Here is a 21,003-nt window from a genome sequence, read left to right as displayed (position 1 = left end):
CTTTCTCGTTTTGCCTTCTGAGCTGAAAATAAGATACAGTTTATTAAAATTAATAGTCTTAGTGAGCAAGCTAGTGCTTAATAATATTTTATTGTTAAGCAGTTTTACGTTGTCAACTGTTAAAAATTAATACTTGTTCAGATTAAAAAAATTAGCTATTATTTCCAAGAGGTCTGTACTAAATAGAATACAAATATAATACAAAAAATAGTCTTACTGACTACACTCAATAAAGCGTTCTATGTCTTTTGTTTTTCCCAGAATGATTATTTTGTCAGTCTCGCGCAACTTAGTATCAGGCCGGGGTACACCAATGATGTGGGCCACTTCTTTTTTTTCACCTTCCTGCTCTTCAGTAAATTTTCTCTTTACGGTAATCAGATTAAGGTTAAACTCCTGTCGTAATTTAATATCGGCAATGGTTTGCTCTACTACACGCTTAGGAGTATCTATTTCTACGATTTCGTACTCATCCGGCAGGGATAAGAACGAACGTATACTCGGCTGAAGCAAGGTTTCAGCTACACTTTTACCTACTGTATCTTCTGGAGATAGTATTTCTTCTATTCCCAGTTTATCCAGTATCGTACGTTGCTGCTTGTTGGCTGCCCGGGCAATAATACGCTTTACCTTTAGCTCCTGCAAAATTACGGTAGTCAGCATAAGGCTTTCAAAATCTTCACCGATCGCTACTACCGCGGCATCTACTTCCTGCACATTCTGGGCCTTGAGAGCCTTTGCATCTGTTGAATCCAGCGCTACTGCTATAGCTACTTCCTCCTTCACACGTTCCACCTTATCGATATCGTTATCTATGGCAATCACCTCTGCACCACGTCCGGCGAGGGTAAGTGCAATAGACATTCCGAACTGACCTAATCCAATGACTGCAAAACGGTTATTCATTTTATTTTTGATTTTAAAAAAGTACCCAGCAACTGAACTGCTGTAGGGCATTCCTGCCCAGCGTAAATGTGATTATTTGGAACAATAATATCTGAGTAGTGGCGATGAGGCTCAATAAACTGTTCATAGGCAGGTACTACCTGAGTACTGTATTTGTAAAGTATATCTTCCAGCAGATAGCCTCTTTCTCTGATGTCGCGATTTATGCGTCTTTGAAACTTCAGATGCTCCTTTACTTCCACAAATACCTTCAGGTCAAGCTGTTCCCTTATTTCAGGATAATGAAAAATAAAAATCCCCTCCACTACAATGATCGGTGCGGGAGCAAACTCCAGAAGTGCTGTTTCCTTCTCCAGTTCATTGAATTCATAGTCCTTACGATAAACCGTTTTCCCTTCTTTAAGTTGGCTCAGATCGTAGGCAAACTGTTGAACATCTATAACCTGGGGGTCATCAAAGTTAAACTCCCTTGCTTCTTCCGGAGATGAAATTAGCTTATCGTAATAATAGTTATCCTGCGAAAACAGGCAAATACTCTCTTTTTCAAGTGCTGTCTGCAACCAATTTAACAGTTGGGTCTTGCCTGAACCACTTCCTCCTGATATACCTACTATATATGGTTGCTGCATAAAGACTAGATTTGCTTTAGAAAGGCCGCCAGTTTATGAGTAGCAATCCCCCGATGGCTGATTTTGTTTTTTGTAGCAATATCCATTTCCGCAAAAGTCTTGTCATAGCCCTCTGACACAAATATGGGATCATAACCGAAGCCCTCCTTCCCTGACCTGCTTTTGGTAATGTAACCCTTCACAATGCCTTCAAATTGATGCTGCTCACCTGAAAGTATCAGCGTAATAACCGTACGAAACTGTGCGGTACGATCATCTTGATCTTTTAAAGCTTCCAGAAGGCGCTGCATGTTATCTTCACTACTCCTTTGCGGACCGGCATAACGGGCGGAGTACACACCAGGCTCCCCATCTAGCGCCTTTACTTCCAGCCCCGTATCATCTGCAAAGCAGTCTATTCCGTAGCGATCATATACATAGCGGGCTTTTTCTGCTGAATTACCCTCTAAAGTATCCTGATTTTCGGGCAGTTCCTCTTCACAGCCAATACCTTTCAGGCTCTGCACCTCAAACTGACCGCCTAGTAGCTGGCGAATCTCTTTAAGCTTATTGTCATTGTTGGTAGCAAAACAAATCTTCATAGCAAATTTAGTTGATAGCTTCTACTTCCAGGTCAAATCTAAGGATAGAGTAAGGTTTTATTGTAATATAAGCGCCTTCATCCTGAGGAATAAACCTCTGATAGTATAAATCTTCCATTAGCTCGTATGGCATTGCAAAATAGCCAATTCCATAAGCCTCATGAGAAGGGATAATGGCAGTACCTTGTTCATTCAGGCTCATCTCACTTATCGCAGTTTTAAATCCTGAGATTACCCGGTTTTGGCTCATGTCTACCGGAAATGCCTGAGCAGCATCGGTATTACTGTCAAACTCTGTTCCATCCAGGAAAGTACCCGTGTAGCGCAGTTGGACCGTGCTGTTGGCTTCTACCTCCGGAGTTTCTCCTGCCTGCGTTTCTGCATAGTAAACTCCTCCTTCCAGACTATCGGCTGAGGTAAATCCATTTTCAGCTAAGTAAGCTTTGATTCTGGCATCTTCAGCTCTTTTTTGTTCTTCTTCACTCAGTACTTCCGCCAGTTTCACTTTCATGATTACAGCGCTGTAGGCAGGTAATTTATTTTGAATGCTGAAAGCTCCGTAAGCAGTATTGAAGGGCAGATAAGTACGCACTTCTTCTCCCTCCCGCATATTGGAAACAACTTCATACAATGCTCCGGGTAGAAAGATACGATTAGGGACAAAAAGAAATTTTGCCGGTTCACTATTTTGAGATTCTTCCAGTCTTTCAATCAGTTGACCATCCAAGGTTAGTAGCTCATAGTATATGCCTACTACATCATTCGTTCCCGGAGCCTCTCCATCTTCGTTTTGAACGATTGGTTCTAAGTAATAACCGTTTACGTTATTTTTAGCAATCCCATTATCAGCCAGATAATTTTCAATCTCAAGAATTTGGGCTTCAAGCCTTTCTTCTATTTCCGCATTCGGATCTTCTTCCTCGCTACACCCAATAAACAGCAACATAGCCGTTACTACAGAAGTAGTTATCAGCAAGTAATTAAATGATTTTTTCATGCTTATCTAACGTAAAAAATCCGGTAGTTCGTACCGGATTTTATTATTTATCATATGTTAAGAAACTTAATTAGATGCCTGTTTTACATCTACCAGCTCTACATCAAATACTAAAATAGAATTTTCTTTGATTACACCACCTCTTGCTTGAGGACCATACGCTAAGGGCGAAGGGATATACAAAGTAGCCTTGCCGCCTTCGTTTAAAAGCGCTATACCTTCATCCCAACCTGGAATCACAACTCCCTGTCCAATAGGAATTGCTAGTGGTTCTCCACGATCGTAAGATGAGTCAAATTGAGTACCATCCAGAAGCTTTCCGGTATAGTGTACATACACCGAGTCACCGGGAGAAGGTTGCACTCCTGATCCTTCCTGCTCAATCACATAGCGTAAACCGGAATCAGTAGTTTGGGCATCAATATTATTCTCTTCCAGATACTGCTCAATTTTTGCGCTGTCAATTCCCATCTGCTCTTCCTGCTGCGCCAGCATATCTTCCTGCTGTTTACGCATCATTTCCATGCGGTAAGCCTGAAAATCTTGTTCATTCATCACTCTGTCTACACCTATATTAAAAACGATGTTAGACAGAGAATCAATAAAGTCAGGGATAGGAGCATTGAAGGTATTAACAAATACTTCCTCAGCACTGATTTTGAAGAGTACACTGTCTCCTTCCTGCAACATGCTGAAGCCTTCATAGATTTGGCCCTGTGCTGAAGAATCTATTTGGATGGGCACCGGCCCTCCTTGCTCAATGGTACTAAAAAGCAGTGAATCATCTTCGGTGGAGTAGGTCATATTGATCAGCATGATCTCCCCCATCTGAGGACTTGCTCCTTCTCCTTCTTCTATGTACATATACTGCAATCCCGAGTCTGTGGTCTCATAAGAACCTCCGCCTACCTGATCACAGGCTGATAATAAGGTAGTTGCAGCCAGGCCTACTAAGCCTAAAATGTTAATTATGTTAAATTTCATGTTAAATATATTTCTTGTTTTTTCTGATTCGTATGTAATTGTTTTTTATACTCAGGAAGTAACTTCAAAAACTTCTCAACAGTTTCCTTCATCCCCACTCTTGAGATCCCTCCCGCAGCATTTTTATGGCCTCCTCCTTCAAAATGCTTGGCAGCAAGCTCGTTAACGGCAAAGTCACCAATGGAACGAAATGACAATTTAACTGCATCATCGCGCTCAATGATGATGGCTGCCATCGTAATTCCCTGAATGGAAAGCGCATAATTTACCAATCCTTCTGTATCACCGGTACGTGAACTGAATTTTGATAGATCTTCCGCAGAGATAGCAAAATATGCGGTATTGTACTCTTCTAAAATTTCCAGCCTTTCACTCAAGGCAAAACCTATGAAGCGGAGACGGTTCAATGAGTTATTATCGTATACCAGCTTGCTTACCTTAGAGGCATCTGCGCCCAGGCCGATGAGTTCTGCCACCACCTCATGTACATGCTTGGTAGTATTGGGATGGCGAAACGAACCTGTATCGGTCATGATACCAGCGTAAAGGGCTTCAGCAGTGTGTTTATCTATCAGCTGCTGTTCTCCCATATCTACTACCAGCTGATATATCAGCTCACAGGTAGCGGCAGCCTTGGTATTCCAGCATTCAAAGTCTGCAAAATCTTCTTTACCATGATGATGGTCAATAAGCACTTTGACAGCCTTTGCTTCCCGTATAGGCTGCTCCATCTTATCTATTCTGTTGAGTGAACAGAAATCCAGACAGAATATAACCTCAGCGTCACTGATAATTTCGTTGGCAGCACTTTCATTTCCCTCATTGTATACCAATACCTCATCATTTCCTTTCATCCAATGAAGAAATGCAGGGTAATCGGTAGGAGAGATGACTTTTACCTCGTGTCCCTTTTTCTTCAGAACAGAAGCCATGCCCAGTGATGAACCCAGCGCATCTGCATCAGGATTGACATGCGGGACAATCACAATACGCTTAGGCTTATCTAATAATTTTTTAAACGAATTAATATCTTGCATTACTTATCCAAAACTACCGGGGGTAGTATTTGCTCAGTGTTAAACCACAAAAGTGGAAATAAAAACGGTAAAAACAAAAGAGTAGTTTGCATGCGTACGGCATGCTGTTTTGCTTATCCAGGTTGCTAATTTTATCTATTCTCTGATAAAAGTATAATACAAGGAGTCCATTATTAAAGTTCAGGCAGGTTTGTTAATTTTGCTGTTATCTTTAGCAAAGGCACCAGCCCTGAAAGATTGAACTTATCATTTTAACTATCGTTCTTCATATAACGAACAATAATCAGTTTAACATGGAAACCACGGATAAAACTAAAGCTCCTAAGTATAACGTACACATTTACCTTGAGTCTAACCCTAACCCAAATTCGCTCAAATTTGTAACCAATCTGATGCTAATTCCTGAGGGAGAAAGTTTTGACTTTCCTGATGCGGAAAGTGCTGCCCATGCCCCACTTGCTCAGGAACTGTTTGACTTTGAGCATGTTGAAAGGGTATTTTATATGAGCAACTTCATTACTGTCACAAAAAGCCAAGAGGTAGAATGGGTAGAAATCCAGGACCAGATCAAAAAGCATATAAAATCTTTTCTGGAAGAAGGTAGAGCCATATTGGTAAATGAAGCAGTTGCCAATGGAACAGCTATTAATGAAGACGATAGTGAAACGGTTAAGAAGATCAAAGGCATCTTGGATGAATATATTCGTCCGGCAGTAGAGCAAGATGGAGGTGCTATCAGTTTTCATTCTTACGATGAGGGCGTAGTGAAGGTGTTGTTACAAGGCTCCTGTAGTGGTTGCCCTTCCTCAACAGTTACACTGAAAGCAGGGATTGAGAACCTGCTCAAAACCATGCTGCCCAATGAGGTAAATGCCGTTGAAGCAGAAAGCGTATGATGCGCGTGTATAGATTTAGCAAAAGGAGCTATCTCAAGCCTATGAGATAGCTTTTTTTATGCCATTAGTTTTAAAAGCAGGTATATCATACCCAATGCTAAAGTGATACTGCCGTAGACTTTCAGCACCTTGATACGAGGACAGTAGTCACTCCACCACAAAGCCAGCCATGGGCGGTACAAACCAAATATGGTAAGCAGAAAGAAAATTAATATAAATATCAATAGTACTTTCAATGTGTATACTTTAAGTGAAAAGGCTTAAAAGATTTACTTTCCTGAGTGTATACTCTTACTCTGCTATTTTAAGCTGGCTAAGATCAATCATAAAAAAAGCCTCCTGAGGGGAGGCTGATTTCATAAATTTGTTAATTCTTATCTTCTTCTTATAGCGATCTTTTGACTTCTTTTTCCTCAAAGCCTTCAATGATATCGCCTTCTTTTATATCGTTGTAGTTCTTGATACTGATACCACATTCATAACCAGCTCTTACCTCATTCACATCATCTTTCTCACGTTTAAGCTGATTGATTTCACCCGTATAGGCTACGATACCATCACGGATCAAACGTATCTGGTTATTTCTCTTCACTACACCATCTGTTACGTAACATCCAGCTACAGTACCTATTTTAGATATCTTAAAGATTCTTCGTACTTCAATATTACCGGTGATGACCTCCTCAACTGTAGGAGCAAGCATGCCTTCCATCGCATCTTTGATCTCATTGATAGCGTCGTAGATGATAGAGTACAGACGGATTTCAATCTCTTCCTTCTCAGCAAGATTTCTGGCACTGGCAGAAGGTCTCACCTGGAAACCAACAATGATTGCATCTGAAGCTGAAGCCAGCAATACATCTGATTCTGAAATCTGACCTACTGCTTTGTGGATAATATTGACCTGAACCTCTTCAGTAGAAAGTTTTAGCATAGAATCAGAAAGAGCTTCTACTGATCCGTCCACGTCACCTTTCACGATGATATTCAGCTCTTTGAAAGAACCTATGGCTAATCTACGGCCAATCTCATCCAGTGTAATATGCTTCTTAGTACGGAGCGACTGTTCGCGGTGAATCTGCTCACGCTTGTTGGCAATCTCTCTGGCCTCACGGTCAGACTCCATGACATTAAACTTGTCACCTGCCTGAGGAGCACCATCCAGTCCCAACATCTGTACTGGTGTAGAAGGGCCAGCCTTATCCAGTTTCTTTCCGCGGTGGTCAAACATGGCTTTTACTTTACCATAATGTGCACCGGCCAGAATCACATCGCCAATCTTCAACTCGCCTGCCTGCACCAGAAGAGTAGTTACATAACCTCTACCTCTATCCAGGGTAGCTTCAATTACTGTACCTACTGCTCGCTTGGTAGGGTTGGCTTTTAGCTCAAGTAATTCTGCTTCCAGCAATACTTTTTCTAGAAGATCATCAATACCCTGACCAGTCTTGGCAGAAATTTCCTGGCACTGATATTTACCACCCCAGTCTTCTACCAGTATATTGATATTCGCCAATTCTTCCCGCACCTTATCGGGATTGGCGTTAGGCTTATCTATTTTATTGATAGCAATTACAATAGGTACTCCGGCAACCTGCGCGTGATTGATTGCCTCCTTGGTTTGAGGCATCACATTATCATCCGCTGCGACCACCACAATAACTACGTCCGTTACGGAAGCACCTCTGGCACGCATGGCTGTAAAGGCCTCGTGACCGGGAGTATCTAAGAAAGCTACGCGTTTGCCACTTTCAGTCATCACATCATAAGCACCGATGTGCTGAGTAATACCTCCTGCTTCACCCTCAGTAACTTTTGCACTACGGATATAGTCAAGTAGGGAAGTTTTACCGTGGTCTACGTGACCCATAATGGTTACGATAGGAGCTCTGTCTTTCAGGTCCTCTTCTTCGTCTTCCTCTACCTCTACTGATATTTCGTCTTCAGTATCCGTGAAGTCCACATCATAGCCAAACTCATCGGCGATTACCGTAATAGTTTCTGCATCAAGACGCTGGTTGATAGAAACGAACATGCCTAAAGACATACAGGTAGAGATTACCTCATTGACGCTCACATCCATCATAGATGCCAGGTCATTTGCAGAGATAAACTCAGTAACCTTGAGTTTCATATCCTGCTCCTGCTCAGCTGCCTGCTGCTCCCGTTCACGGCGATCAGCACGACGACGCTCCTGGCGGTTACGTGACGCTTTCCCTTTTTTGCCGCCTCCACTTAGTTTGGCTAGCGTTTCCTTAATTTGCTCTTGAATTTCTTTTTCGGAAGGCTCTTCCTTCTTCGGTCTTTTCTTACCGCCACGGCCTCTTTTGTCACCGCCTTTACCTCCTCCGGGAGCAGAACCTTTGCCAGAAGCTGGAGCTCTGCCTCTATCTCTGCTTTCTCCGCTTTTCTCATCCTGACTTTTGATTCTACGGCGACGCTTCCTTTTCTTCTTATTGCCACCTTCATCTGAAGATGCCACTGGCTTGGCTTTCTTTTTGCGTTCTTCAGGCAGGTCTATTTTACCTACCACAGTCAGCCCTTTCAACTGATCTGCTCTGGTATTGATACGGTCGGATTTTGACGCTTCGCCTTCTTCCGCCTGGCCTTTTTCTTCGGCTTTCTTAGTTTCGGCTTTTTGGATCTCTTTTTGGTTTTCTTTTTCTGAAGAAGCTGTATCACTACTTTTCTGCGATTTTTCTTCTTTGGCCTCAGCAGCAGGCTTTGTAGTTTCCTCTTTTTCTTTAGGTGCTTCTTTCTGCGTATCTTTTGCGTCAGGCTTTTCTTCTGCCTGAGTTTCTTCCTTCACTTCCTTAGGCTCTTCTTTCTTATCTTGAGGTTGAGAGGTGGTAGAGGTCTCTTTTTCTTCTTTTTTATCTTGAGCTGGAGGAGTAGAGGTAGTTTCTTCTGCTTTGGGCTGAGATTCCGGTTTTTTCTCAACTTCTTTCTTCTCAGCTTCAGGCTGAGGAGTGTTTTTGTCTTCTGCTTTTTTATCTTCCTCTTTTTTAGGAGCAGCAGACTTTTTTCGGCTCAGGCTATCCAGATCAATCTTGCCTACTACTTTGATGCCTTGCAGGCGATTGGATACCTTTTCCGGTTCTTCTTTCGCTTTTTCTTGCTTCTTGCTTTCGGCTTTAGGCTCATCTTCTTTGGCAGCATCTTCTTCCTGCGACTTAGAGAGCCCTTTGATAAATAATTCTTCTTCGTCCTGATCTTTTTGCTTCTCCTTCTTAGAAGAATCAATGATCATATTTTCTGAATGCTTATTACCAATGGTGAGGCCAGAGGCTTCCTCTTTATCCAAAGCAGAAGACGCAAATTCCTTGGCAAGCATATTGAACTGCTCAATGGGAATCTTCGCATTTGGTTTATTGTCGACCTCAAAGCCTTTATTAGCAAGATGCTCTGTAATTGTAGACAGACCTACATTGAGCTTTCTTGCCACCTGGCTGAGCCTCATCATTTTTTCCTCTACCATACTCAAATATCTATTATTTTCTATTCTAAATAAAAATATTATTCAAATTCTTGTTTAAGAACCCTAATTATGTCCTCAATAGTTTCCTCTTCAAGGTCAGTTCTTCTTACAAGTTCATCTTTTGTGAGTGTCAAAACGCTTTTAGCGGTATCTAAACCGATTCTTTTTAGCTCATCAATCACCCAGCCTTCTATTTCATCTGAAAATTCTTCCAGATCCACATCTTCATCGTCCTCCGTACCTGCTGTTTCTCTGAAAACATCAATCTCATAACCTACCAAACGGCTGGCCAGTTTGATATTTTGCCCTCCCTTTCCGATGGCAAGTGATACTTGGTCAGGTTTCAGAAAGACAGATACACGACCTGTTTCAGGGTCTATCTTAATCGTGCTGATTTTGGCAGGGCTAAGCGCACGCGTGATGAAGAGCTCCAGGTTATCCGTGTAGTTAATTACGTCAATGTTTTCATTTTGTAACTCACGAACGATACTGTGTATACGGGAGCCTTTCATACCCACACAGGCTCCTACCGGATCTATGCGATCGTCATACGACTCTACTGCAACCTTGGCCCGTTCGCCAGGTTCACGCACGGTCTTACGAATCATAATCAGGCCATCGTAAACTTCAGGCACTTCACTTTCAAACAGTCTTTCCAGAAACTTAGGTGCCGTACGAGACAGAATAATTCTGGGATTGCCATTTACCATCTCTACACGATGTACGATAGAACGAACCGTATCTCCTTTTCTGAATTTATCTTTATGTATTTGTTCTGATTTAGGAAGAATCAGTTCATTACCTTCAGCATCAATCAGGAGAATCTCCCGTCCCAGAATTTGATATACTTCACCAACAATAATTTCTCCTACCAGATCTTTATACTTGTGGAAAAGAATATCTTTTTCCAGGTCTTTTACTTTCTGGATAAGGGTTTGGCGAGCCGTTTGCACTGCTCTGCGACCAAAGTCTTCCAGCTTTATTTCTTCAGCCACTTCTTCTCCAATCTCAAAATCGGGCTCAATTTCCTGGGCTTCTGACAGGCTAATTTTGTCATGATCCCAGATATCTTCAGAATTATCATCTACAATTTCTCTGAATCGCCAGATTTCCAAGTCACCCTTATCGGCATTGATGATGACGTCAAAGTTATCATCCACACCATATTTCTTACGAATCATTGTACGGAAAACGTCCTCCAATATACGGATCATCGTAGGGCGGTCTATATTTTTGCCTTTGGCAAATTCCGCAAATGACTCAATTAATGTTGTAGTATCCATCATTTTATTTAAATGAAGCTAAGACGTTTGTTTTTTTAATGTCCTGAAAAGGGATTACTACTTCCTTAGTTTCTCCCTGCTTTTTTGATTTATCTTTACTTTTAACTTTAAGTTCTTCCTGTAGTACGATCTGCTGTTCATCTACCTGCGTCAGCTCTCCTTTTACTGTGGTGTTATCCTGCAGGAGTACTTTTATTTTTCTTCCCACATTTTTTTTGTACTGCCGGTGCATTTTCAGGGGTAAATCAAGTCCGGGAGAGGAGACTTCCAGTGTAAAGCTTCCGCTGATCAGTTCTTCTTCCTCCATCAAAGTTCCTAACTTACGGCTGATTTCTGCACAAGTGTCAATGGATATGCCTTCATCTCCGTCCAGATGAACCACTACTTTCTGGCTGTTTTTAGCATTGGATATGCTGACATCTACCAAAAAAAGAGATTGATCCTCCCCTTCCAGCATTTCCTGTACCCATTGTGATATCCTAACCTCTGCACTCATATCTTCTATTCAATAATAAAAAAGAGGGGACATTTGCCCCCTCTGTATTAGTTTTGAAACCACGATACAAAGGTAGTGAAAATTCTGCCTAAATCAAACAGAAAGCAAGATTTGACTTTCTAATCTTTAAACATTTATTCACCTATAATATCAAACAAGCCTCTTACTAAATAGATTCCTATCTCTCCTTAGTTTTATGCTTACCATAAATTTTCTTGCTTAGCGATGAACTTATCTTCTGGCAAATACAATTAATAAGCCACTATGTCTGTTGAGTTTTGGATCATTTAGCTAGTTTTAGTCATGCGTAATCATCTGTTAATTATTCTTAGCGCTCTTATATTGCTTACTGCCTGTCAGCAGGACGCTGAGCAAGCACTTTCTGAGAAAACTACGGATAGCTTTCCTAAGGAGGAAGTTGCTGTTCCTGCATTTAACGCTGACTCTGCATATCACTTTGTGCAGCAGCAAGTGGACTTTGGTCCCAGAGTTCCTAATACTTCCGCTCATCTGGCCACGGCTGATTTTCTTAGAAAAAAATTAGAAAATTATGGTGCTGAGGTGCAAACCCAATCTTTTGAGGCTCCTGCTTTTGACGGCACTCCTTTAGCTTTGCAAAACATTATCGCCTCTTTTAACCCCAAAGCAAGTAAACGTATTCTGCTGGCGGCCCATTGGGATTCCCGCCCTTTTGCAGATAAAGATGACGAGCGCAGTCAGGAGCCCATTGATGGTGCCAATGATGGGGCAAGCGGCGTGGGTATACTCTTGGAACTGGCTCGTTTGTTTCAGCAACAACCGCCGGAAGTAGGCGTAGATATTATCCTTTTTGATGGAGAAGATTATGGAGAACCGGAAGGCCACCATCAGACCAGCGAGAGTGGCAATCAGGTGTGGTGGTGTCTCGGCTCTCAATATTGGTCTGAAAATAAGCACCAGAAAAACTATATAGCTTACTATGGTATTCTGCTGGATATGGTGGGTGCTGAAGGTGCCCGGTTTTATCGGGAAGGGGTTTCTATGAGAGCTGCTCCCAGCATCGTGAAGAAGGTATGGGGTCAGGCACAAAGTTTAGGACATGGACGTTACTTTGTCTATGAAAACAGTCCGGAAATTGTGGACGATCACATTTACGTAAACTACAATGCGAAGATTCCTATGATTGACATTATTGACTATGCTCCGGGCACAGATGCGTATTTCCCTGCTTACCATCATACGCACGAGGATAATATGGAGCTTATCAGCAAGGAGACGTTAAAGGCAGTTGGTGAAACCGTAGCCAGTGTGGTATATCATGAATAAGCAAAAAGCCCTGCAATAAAACAGGGCTTTTCATAATTTCCTACTACAAGTTCTTACTTGATATTTTGAGTTAACAAGTTCATGAGGTATTCTCCGTACCCACTTTTGAGCTGCTTCTGAGCCATCTTCTCTAGCTGTGCTTTGCCAATAAACTTCATCCGGTAAGCGATCTCCTCAATACAGCCAATTTTTAGGCCCTGCCTTTTTTCAATAACCTGTACGAAAGTACCGGCCTGCATGAGAGAGTCAAAAGTACCGGTATCCAGCCAGGCCGTTCCCCTACTAAGAATACTCACTTTAAGTTTTTCTCGTTTCAGATATTCTTTATTTACATCGGTAATCTCATACTCGCCACGTGCACTGGGTTTAAGATTACGGGCAATATCAATTACGTCATTGTCATAAAAGTAGATCCCGGGAATAGCAAAATTTGACTTAGGCTTTTTAGGCTTTTCTTCAATGGAAATCACCTTTTCATTTTCGTCAAACTCTACCACGCCATAGCGCTCCGGATCATGTACATGGTAGGCATACACAATGCCACCTTCAGGATCAGCATTGCTTTGCAGTAAACGGGCGAGATCACTGCCATAAAAAATATTATCACCTAAGATGAGCGCTACCTTATCATTACCGATAAAATCGGCTCCGATCGTAAAAGCCTGCGCCAGACCTTCCGGCTTTTCCTGCACAGCGTAGGAAAAATTACAACCCAGCTCACTTCCATCTCCCAGTAATCTCTGGAAGTTGGGCATATCGTGGGGTGTAGAAATGATAAGTATATCCTTAATACCAGCCATCATCAGGTTGGATAACGGATAGTAGATCATAGGTTTGTCATATACCGGCATAAGCTGCTTACTTACCGATAAAGTAAGTGGGTGTAAGCGTGTTCCTGATCCACCGGCCAGAATGATCCCTTTCATAAAAATTTATTTTGGTTAAAATCTGTACAAAAATAGAAAATCAGAATCCAGTCATGCTATTTTCTATGATTTCCTATGTTCTTAATTTATATACAAATAAGTATAGCAAAAGTATACGGAAGCACGATTAATCAATATCTTTGCCTCCCCCAAAGCAATACAAAAACTATGCTCTGGAAGGAAATAAAATTATTAGTTCGTAAAGAAATTGTACTTGAGTGGCGACAGCGCTATGCTTTCAATGGTATTCTGCTTTATGTAGTGAGTGCTGTTTTTGTCTGCTACCTCAGCTTTAACCTGCAAAGAGGGACCCTACAGGTGGTTACCTGGAATGCTTTGTTCTGGATTATTATGCTGTTTGCCGCCATCAATGCCATTGCTAAAAGTTTTATGCAGGAAAATTACGGGAGGCAGATTTACTACTATACCCTTAGCAGTCCGCAGGGAATTATTCTCTCTAAAATACTGTACAATGTAGTCTTAATGCTCATTCTGGCATTTACCTGCTTGCTGGTATATGCGCTGGTATTAGGCAACCCTATTCAGAACTGGGGATTATTTATTGCCAATTTATTTCTGGGCGCGGCCGGCTTCTCTACTACGCTTACGATGGTATCAGGCATTGCATCCAAGACAGGCAATAGCAGTACCTTAATGGCCATACTGGGTTTTCCGGTGATTATCCCCACACTGCTTATGGTGATCAGGGTATCCAAAAACGCAATTGATGGGCTGGACATAAGTGTAAGCTATGATGACCTGATTATATTAGCGGCAGTCAATGTGATTGTAGGGACAGTTTCTTACATTTTATTTCCCTATTTGTGGCGAAGCTAACTAATTTGCAAAAGATTTTGTTGCTGATACGAAATGGATTTTAACGCTTAATACTATGAGCTCTCTATTGAAAAAAAGCTGGTGGAAAATACTAACTGTAGTCTTAATGGTCTATACCATCACTGCTGGTTTGCTATTTGAGGTTCCTCGCCTGGCTATTCTCAATGAAACTATACGGGTGCTTTATTTTCATGTCCCTATGTGGTTTGGCATGCTGATACTGCTCGCTGTATCAGTGGTATACTCCATCAAATACCTTAGTACTCCTTCTCAAAAAATTGATAACTATGCTATTGAATTTGCCAATGCGGGTATTCTCTTTGGCGTACTGGGGATACTGTCGGGTGCTTTGTGGGCCAACTTTACCTGGGGTTCCCCCTGGAGCAGTGATCCTAAGCAAAACGCAGCTGCCATCGCCTTGCTCATTTACTTTGCTTATCTCGTACTGCGCAATTCATTACAAGATGAGCAGCAGAGAGCTAAGATCAGTGCGATCTACAATATATTTGCTTTCTCAGCACTGATTCCATTGCTTTTCATTTTACCCCGACTTACTGACTCATTACACCCTGGTAATGGCGGTAATCCAGGTTTCAATGCTTATGATCTGGACAGTAAACTGCGTTTGGTATTCTATCCGGCAGTACTGGGATGGACATTATTAGGTATGTGGTTTACCAGCCTTCGTATTCGTATCAGAGAAATAAATCAGAAAATAGATGAAAAAACTGAAGAACAATATATTCCGACTTCAAAGAGTACTACCGGACATCCTGCCGGGCACTCTGCTTAGCCTTGGCTTATTCTTAGTTACTAGCCTTTCGGCTCTTGCACAAAGCGCTCCGGTAGAGGAAGTAGCTATGGCGGATACCTTCCGTGCTGACGGCAAGATTTACGTAGTGGTAGCCGTTATCCTGCTAATTTTTGTGGGCTTGATACTATATGCTGTTAGAATTGAGCGTAAAGTCAGCCGTTTGGAGAAAGAGCTGGAAAAATAAATATAGACTGAAGATTTAGTTGGCTTATAGGGAAATTAAAAACCACCAACTACTGTTAGCTTACTAAGCTTTTGGTCCTTAAATTCGTAATTTAACGCATTTCGTTCATCATGAAGAAGACCCACATATTTGGCATCGTTATCATTGCCCTCTGTGTTATGATCATTATGTCCACTGCTGGTGATGCCAGTACTTATGTTTCTTTTAAAGAAGCTAAAACATTAGCCACGGGGGGTGAAGACAAAAAAATCCATGTAGTCGGACAACTTTCCAAAGACGATCAGGGGAATATTGTAGGCATTCAACCTTCTGAGGATAAACTTTCTTTCTCCTTTGTGATGGTTGATGAAAACCAGCAGGAGCAAAGGGTTTTTTATAATGAGCCTATGCCTGCCGACTTTACCCGCTCCGAACAGGTAGTGGTAATCGGTTCCTACCATAACGATGTTTTTGTGGCGGATCAAATATTGATGAAGTGCCCTTCTAAGTATCAGGAAAAAGAAATCAGCTAATCTTATGTTCAATGCTTTTCTAGGAAATGCCGGGCATCTTTTCGTCATCATTTCCTTCATTACCTCACTGGTTGCCGCTTTTGCTTACATCAAAGCAAGCAACTCGCACGACCTCGAACAGAAACAGTGGAGAAATTACGCCCGTGGCGCATTTTATCTGCACGGTATTAGCGTACTGGGAGTGGTAGCTACGCTCTTCTACATTATCTTCAATAATCATTACGAATACCACTACGCCTGGAGCCATGCTTCCCGCAACCTCCCTGCCTACTACGTGATTTCCAGTTTCTGGGAAGGACAGGAGGGCAGTTTCCTGCTGTGGATATTCTGGCATGTGCTTCTGGGAGTAATTGTCATTAATACCAATAAACGCTGGGAAGCGCCGGTGATGGCGGTTTTCGCTTTTGTACAGGCTTTTCTGGCTTCTATGATCTTAGGGGTAGTCATCGGTGATGTGAAGATTGGAAGCTCTCCTTTTATCCTTCTGAGGGATGCGATGGAAGCGCCAGTGTTTGCTACTAATCCAGAATTTGTTCCTGAGGATGGAACCGGTCTTAATCCTCTTCTTCAAAACTACTGGATGGTCATTCACCCTCCTACCCTATTTCTGGGTTTTGCTATTACCATTATTCCTTTCGCTTACTGCATTGCCGGGCTTTGGAAAAAGGATTACGAAAACTGGGTGAAGCCCGCCTTACCCTGGATGATCTTCGGTGGAGCAGTGCTAGGTTTGGGCATTATGATGGGTGCTTATTGGGCGTATGAAACGCTTAACTTCGGTGGTTACTGGAACTGGGACCCTGTAGAAAACGCAGTCTATATCCCCTGGCTCATCATGATTGCCAGTATTCATACCCTGATCATCTTTAAGAATAACGGTACTGCGCTCAAGACATCTATTGTGCTGATTATTGCCAGCTTCGTATTGATTCTGTATAGTACCTTCCTTACAAGAAGCGGTATTTTAGGAGAAGCTTCAGTACATAGCTTTACAGATTTGGGCCTTTCAGGACAGCTACTGGTTTACCTGCTTTTCTTTACTGTAGGTGCCATTGTACTGGCGGCCATCCGTTGGAAGCATATTCCTACTTCAGAGAAAGAAGCCTCTGCTTATAGCAGAGAGTTCTGGATCTTTATCGGGGTGACTACACTCTGCCTGATGAGCTTTCAGGTCCTGATCCCTACCTCCATTCCGGTTTGGAACGCTATTGTAGAACTGTTCGGAGGTATATCCAATATGGCTCCTCCTGCTGATCAAATTGCTTTTTATACCAAATTTCAACTTTGGTTTGGAATTGCTATTGCTCTGCTTTCCGGTACCGGACAGTTTTTCTTCTGGAAGAAGATGGATAAGGAAAAACTCAAAAGCGAGCTTACCATTCCTGTGGTAACTGCCTTGTTATTGAGTTCTCTGGCAATCCTAATCGGTAAAGTGAGTGACCCGGTATATATTTTACTACTGACTGCCTCTATCTATTCTGTAGTAGCTAATGCCAAAATACTGATCAAGTTTGTACGTAGTAAAAACTACCGTTTGTCCGGTGGTTCTGTATCTCATATTGGTATCGCTATGATCCTGATTGGAATCCTTTTCTCTTCCGGTTATTCTAACGTAGTGTCTATTAATAATTCAGGCTTACTTCTCTTCAAAGATGCTCCTGATGATGCTAATGTGGAGAACATGCTGCTCTGGATTAATGAGCCTCGGGAGATGGGAGAGTATGAGCTTACTTACAAAGGCTCTCGCATTGAAGTGAAAGATATGCCTGGTTATGTAGAAAAAAGCGCATTGATCCGTACTGATGACGATTATACTGCCATCGCCAGAAAAGATCTGGCTAAGGATGGTGAAGTATATTTTGAGAAAGGCGATAGTGTAAAAGTATATGCTGAAAACACCTACCATGAGGTAGTGTATAAGCATAAAGAAACCGGTAAAGAGTTCTCATTATTTCCACGCTCTCAGGTTAACCCTAATATGGGCCTGATCGCCTCTCCTGACATTCGTCGCACCTTTGGCAAAGATTTGTATACACACGTATCTGCTATTCCCAATGAGGAAGAAGAAAAAGAGTGGAGTGAGCGCGAAGAAACGGAAGTACAAATCGGTAAGCAGTTTTTCATCAATGATTATGTAGCCGTACTCGAAAATATAGAGCGGGTAGATGAAGTAGAAGGCACCCCCATACAGGAGGGTGATCTGGCAGTAAAAGCAAACATCAGAGTGTACGGTGAGAACGAGGAATATGTGCTTACTCCTTACTATCTCATCCGTGATCGTATGGTGGGCCGCGTACCTTTTACCTCTAATGAATTGGGCATTAGGCTTACTTTACTCAATATCAAACCTGAGGAAAACTCTTTTGCCATCGGGATTGAGACTACCCAAAAGGATTATATCGTGTTGAAGGCTATTGAAAAACCGCTTATCAATATATTGTGGGCTGGTACCATCCTGCTGATGATAGGTTTCGGTATAGCTACCAATCGTCGCTACAAAGAGTTTGTAAAACAACGCGAGCAGGAAAGTACTACCAAGCCTAAAAAGAAAAGGAGTAAAACTGAGCCCAAAAAAGCCAAGGGTACAGTTTCTGTATAAATTAATCTCAATATTTCGTTTTATATCATAAAATTAAAAGACCCGCTATCCGGGTCTTTTTTTATATACTTAGCCACCTCACTTATGATAAATTATATTGTCTGGAATCCTGATGGAATCATCTTTGACCTGGGATTTATCGCCCTTCGCTGGTACTCATTACTGTTTGCTCTGGGCTTTATCCTCAGTTATCAGATTCTTAGTGTTTATTTCAAAAGAGAAGGAGTAGCACAGGAAAAATTAGACAAGCTTACAATTTACTTGGTGCTGGCTACCGTAATTGGAGCTCGCCTGGGGCACTGCCTGTTCTATGATTTTGAGTACTACTCACAGCACATCGCAGAAATCTTTCTGCCGGTAAGATTCAGTCCTGAGTTTGAGTTTACCGGTTTTCAGGGCCTGGCCAGCCATGGAGGAATTTTAGGCGTTTTTATCGCTACTATTTTATTCTGTAGGAAGTATAAGGTAGAGCTACTTTGGTTATTAGACAGGCTCAGTGTGGTGGGTGCCTTGGCCGGTTGTTGTATCAGGCTAGGTAATCTTATGAATTCTGAAATCATTGGAAAACCAGCTACAGTGGATTGGGCTTTTATTTTTGCTAAAGTTGATGATGTTCCCCGGCATCCCGCTCAGCTTTATGAAGCCATCGCTTACTTTCTGATCTTCGTAGTCCTCAGCATTTTGTACAGGAAGACTCATAAACCTTCTGGTTTTATTTTTGGGCTTTTCTTTGTGCTTTTATTCAGTGCACGCTTTTTCATTGAGTTTTTCAAAGCTGATCAGGTAGCCTTTGAAGCTGACATGACTCTGAATATGGGGCAATGGCTCAGCATCCCTTTCATTATTTCTGGACTGGTTCTGATGTTTTTGAAAAACAAGTCACTCCCTCCTCATCCTGAAAGTAGGAGCAGTATCAGCAGCAAGGCATAAAAAACCCTCTGGCTCAATAAGATCCAGAGGGTTAAAGTTATTTTTTGAGAAGTTTATCTATCTTCTGATATTTACTTCATCTACCATAGCGGTTGCTACCGGACGTCCTTTTTTGGTAGTCAGGTTACTGACAATGAAGTTACCTACTTGTCTCCCCTGCTTCACGCCTACTTCGCAGGCAGGCATATAGTGGATTCCTCCGTACAAACGGCTGATCGCTGCTTCCTCAGAGGCTTTGATAAACGACTCAAACTCACGGGGAGGTAAACCATAAGCTACTTCGGTAGTATCTTTGAAATGAAAAGGTTCACCATACAAATGGGTCAGCGCTACTGCTGCTGACGATGATATCACACTATGTCCGCTGGTATATTCAGGAAAAGGAGGGGTCTGAAGCAGCGGCGTCCAGTCGGGATCAATATGCTGGTTAATCACGGTTTCAGGACGAATCAGATTACTGCGGTATTTTTCATCCCAGCAGCTGATAAATCCATCCATCAGTGCAATAGAGGTTAGGGTGTATGCTTCTATTGACTGCATCAGACTGGCATTAGCCAGACGAGAAGCTATGGCAGTGATACCTATCCAGTGCCCACCGGGAGTAATCTTCTTGGTAGCGAACATCACATGCCCCTGATGGTGAGAAACGTAAGGATTGCAATCCCAGAACTTAGCGATTTCTTCCTGCTCATCTGTCAGATTTACGCCTGTACTATATACCTCCATCATTTCTTTGTAGAATTGGCTGTTTTCGTCCATGCTGAATGGCGTGGGAGGCGCAGGTCTGAACTGCTGAGCTGAATCAACCACCAGGGTACGAATAGAAGCCCAGTGTGGTTCAATTCCGTCCATATAATCCGGAGGTGTAGGCTGCCAGCGGCCAGGCTCATCTTTTACAGTAAACTTAGGGAAAGTTCTGGTCTGCTTATAATTGTCTTTGTCTGCCCAGGCCATAATATGGTCTGCCACCTGCTGACCGTAGGCTAGGGAGTTTTCGTAAGCATCAGAAGAAAGGGCTGATTCATATTTGCTGTAAACCTGCTGCTGATACTGGTCCATTTTCTCTTCGGAGAAGATCAGATTTCTGCCTACCGTAGTAAATGCATGAATACTGGCCAGCGAAAAATTATATTCTTTACCTTCTTCGGGTTGGGGAGCCTCTTCAAGCCCACTGATTTGTCCGGCAAGGCTCTGGTATTCAGGATGATCATGGATAAGGGCCTCATAAGCCGCCATACTGGCATAAGAATAAATACGACTGGCTACCGGAGGTGAGAAAATATCGTACACAATGATATCGGTGAGCTTTTGCATGGCACCATGGATCAATTCACCGTCATTAAAATCCATTTCTGTTTTAGGCTGGCAGGAAACTGCCCATAGAATGATACCAGAAAGAAATAGGTGTTTGAATGTCTTCATAAGAAATAATCAGTTCTTTATATCAGCAATTGTTCGTTGTTCCTCACGTAAGAAAAGGTGTATCTGTACTGCTGAACCTGCAAAGTAACAGCTTTTCTTGTATTTTCACTAACAGTAAGACAACAGTGATTAGTTTCTACTACCTGAGATTTTCCCGCAACTTACCTTAGCCAATACTACTCCTGTT

At 42.2% G+C, this 21,003-nt stretch carries 19 protein-coding genes; 8 read left to right on the top strand and 11 right to left on the bottom strand.

Features of this window, described 5'->3' with window-relative positions:
* Positions 1-213: 213 nt before the first annotated feature.
* The 6 genes from WJR50_RS02210 to WJR50_RS02185 form a co-directional block, all read right to left on the bottom strand.
* A complete protein-coding gene (locus tag WJR50_RS02210; RefSeq protein WP_341291578.1) occupies positions 214-906 on the bottom strand; it encodes a potassium channel family protein in 693 nt (230 codons plus the stop codon).
* The gene (gene udk, locus WJR50_RS02205) at positions 903-1,535 is read right to left on the bottom strand and encodes a uridine kinase (RefSeq protein WP_341291577.1); all 633 of its coding nucleotides are present in this window, start codon (positions 1,533-1,535) and stop codon (positions 903-905) included. The genes WJR50_RS02210 and udk overlap by 4 nt, the downstream gene beginning before the upstream one ends.
* A 5-nt stretch (positions 1,536-1,540) precedes the next feature.
* A complete protein-coding gene (locus tag WJR50_RS02200) occupies positions 1,541-2,116 on the bottom strand; it encodes a non-canonical purine NTP diphosphatase (protein WP_341291576.1) in 576 nt (191 codons plus the stop codon).
* A 7-nt stretch (positions 2,117-2,123) separates the two neighbouring features.
* Positions 2,124-3,113, bottom strand: coding sequence for an FKBP-type peptidyl-prolyl cis-trans isomerase (locus tag WJR50_RS02195; protein ID WP_341291575.1), 990 nt, complete (start codon positions 3,111-3,113; stop codon positions 2,124-2,126).
* Positions 3,114-3,179: 66 nt separating this feature from the next.
* Positions 3,180-4,097, bottom strand: a complete 918-nt coding sequence (locus WJR50_RS02190) for an FKBP-type peptidyl-prolyl cis-trans isomerase (protein WP_341291574.1) — start codon at positions 4,095-4,097, stop codon at positions 3,180-3,182.
* Positions 4,094-5,134, bottom strand: a complete 1,041-nt coding sequence (locus WJR50_RS02185; protein ID WP_341291573.1) for a DHH family phosphoesterase — start codon at positions 5,132-5,134, stop codon at positions 4,094-4,096. Before WJR50_RS02185 ends, WJR50_RS02190 begins: the two co-directional genes overlap by 4 nt.
* Before the next feature lie 293 nt (positions 5,135-5,427).
* Here WJR50_RS02185 and WJR50_RS02180 point away from each other — a divergent pair, with 293 nt between their 5' ends.
* The gene (locus tag WJR50_RS02180; protein ID WP_341291572.1) at positions 5,428-6,030 is read left to right on the top strand and encodes a NifU family protein; all 603 of its coding nucleotides are present in this window, start codon (positions 5,428-5,430) and stop codon (positions 6,028-6,030) included.
* 385 nt (positions 6,031-6,415) lie between these two features.
* Here the strand turns inward: WJR50_RS02180 and infB are convergent, their stop codons facing one another.
* Genes infB through rimP form a run of 3 tightly spaced genes read right to left on the bottom strand, consistent with a single transcriptional unit; the run spans position 6,416 to position 11,287 of the window.
* A complete protein-coding gene (gene infB / locus WJR50_RS02175) occupies positions 6,416-9,508 on the bottom strand; it encodes a translation initiation factor IF-2 (RefSeq protein WP_341291571.1) in 3,093 nt (1,030 codons plus the stop codon).
* A gap of 38 nt (positions 9,509-9,546) precedes the next feature.
* A complete protein-coding gene (nusA, locus tag WJR50_RS02170; RefSeq protein ID WP_341291841.1) occupies positions 9,547-10,791 on the bottom strand; it encodes a transcription termination factor NusA in 1,245 nt (414 codons plus the stop codon).
* A 4-nt stretch (positions 10,792-10,795) separates the two neighbouring features.
* The gene (gene rimP / locus WJR50_RS02165; protein WP_341291570.1) at positions 10,796-11,287 is read right to left on the bottom strand and encodes a ribosome assembly cofactor RimP; all 492 of its coding nucleotides are present in this window, start codon (positions 11,285-11,287) and stop codon (positions 10,796-10,798) included.
* A gap of 303 nt (positions 11,288-11,590) precedes the next feature.
* Here rimP and WJR50_RS02160 point away from each other — a divergent pair, with 303 nt between their 5' ends.
* Positions 11,591-12,592, top strand: a complete 1,002-nt coding sequence (locus WJR50_RS02160; RefSeq protein ID WP_341291569.1) for a M28 family peptidase — start codon at positions 11,591-11,593, stop codon at positions 12,590-12,592.
* A gap of 53 nt (positions 12,593-12,645) precedes the next feature.
* Here WJR50_RS02160 and rfbA read toward each other — a convergent pair whose 3' ends face one another.
* Positions 12,646-13,518 (bottom strand): glucose-1-phosphate thymidylyltransferase RfbA, encoded by an 873-nt coding sequence (gene rfbA, locus WJR50_RS02155; RefSeq protein ID WP_341291568.1) that lies wholly within the window; start codon positions 13,516-13,518, stop codon positions 12,646-12,648.
* A 168-nt stretch (positions 13,519-13,686) separates the two neighbouring features.
* On the opposite strand from rfbA, the gene WJR50_RS02150 reads away from it, so the two are divergent.
* The 6 genes from WJR50_RS02150 to lgt all read left to right on the top strand — a co-directional run bounded on the left by WJR50_RS02150 (position 13,687) and on the right by lgt (position 19,394).
* Positions 13,687-14,355, top strand: coding sequence for a heme exporter protein CcmB (locus tag WJR50_RS02150; protein WP_341291567.1), 669 nt, complete (start codon positions 13,687-13,689; stop codon positions 14,353-14,355).
* A gap of 67 nt (positions 14,356-14,422) precedes the next feature.
* On the top strand, positions 14,423-15,148 hold the full coding sequence (ccsA, locus tag WJR50_RS02145; RefSeq protein WP_445223448.1) for a cytochrome c biogenesis protein CcsA: 726 nt from the start codon (positions 14,423-14,425) through the stop codon (positions 15,146-15,148).
* Positions 15,075-15,353, top strand: a complete 279-nt coding sequence (locus WJR50_RS02140) for a CcmD family protein (protein ID WP_341291565.1) — start codon at positions 15,075-15,077, stop codon at positions 15,351-15,353. Before ccsA (WJR50_RS02145) ends, WJR50_RS02140 begins: the two co-directional genes overlap by 74 nt.
* Before the next feature lie 110 nt (positions 15,354-15,463).
* Positions 15,464-15,865 carry a cytochrome c maturation protein CcmE domain-containing protein gene (locus WJR50_RS02135; protein ID WP_341291564.1) on the top strand — a complete coding sequence of 134 codons (402 nt, stop codon included), beginning with the start codon at positions 15,464-15,466 and terminating at the stop codon, positions 15,863-15,865.
* Positions 15,866-15,869: 4 nt separating this feature from the next.
* Positions 15,870-18,464 carry a cytochrome c biogenesis protein CcsA gene (gene ccsA, locus WJR50_RS02130; RefSeq protein ID WP_341291563.1) on the top strand — a complete coding sequence of 865 codons (2,595 nt, stop codon included), beginning with the start codon at positions 15,870-15,872 and terminating at the stop codon, positions 18,462-18,464.
* 84 nt (positions 18,465-18,548) lie between these two features.
* The gene (gene lgt, locus WJR50_RS02125; RefSeq protein WP_341291562.1) at positions 18,549-19,394 is read left to right on the top strand and encodes a prolipoprotein diacylglyceryl transferase; all 846 of its coding nucleotides are present in this window, start codon (positions 18,549-18,551) and stop codon (positions 19,392-19,394) included.
* Between the two features lie 57 nt (positions 19,395-19,451).
* Here lgt and WJR50_RS02120 read toward each other — a convergent pair whose 3' ends face one another.
* A complete protein-coding gene (locus WJR50_RS02120; RefSeq protein WP_341291561.1) occupies positions 19,452-20,816 on the bottom strand; it encodes a vanadium-dependent haloperoxidase in 1,365 nt (454 codons plus the stop codon).
* Positions 20,817-21,003: the final 187 nt, after the last annotated feature.

Source organism: Catalinimonas locisalis (assembly GCF_038039535.1).
In the GTDB taxonomy this organism is placed as follows: domain Bacteria; phylum Bacteroidota; class Bacteroidia; order Cytophagales; family Cyclobacteriaceae; genus Catalinimonas.
This window is presented reverse-complemented; position numbering and strand designations above follow the sequence as displayed.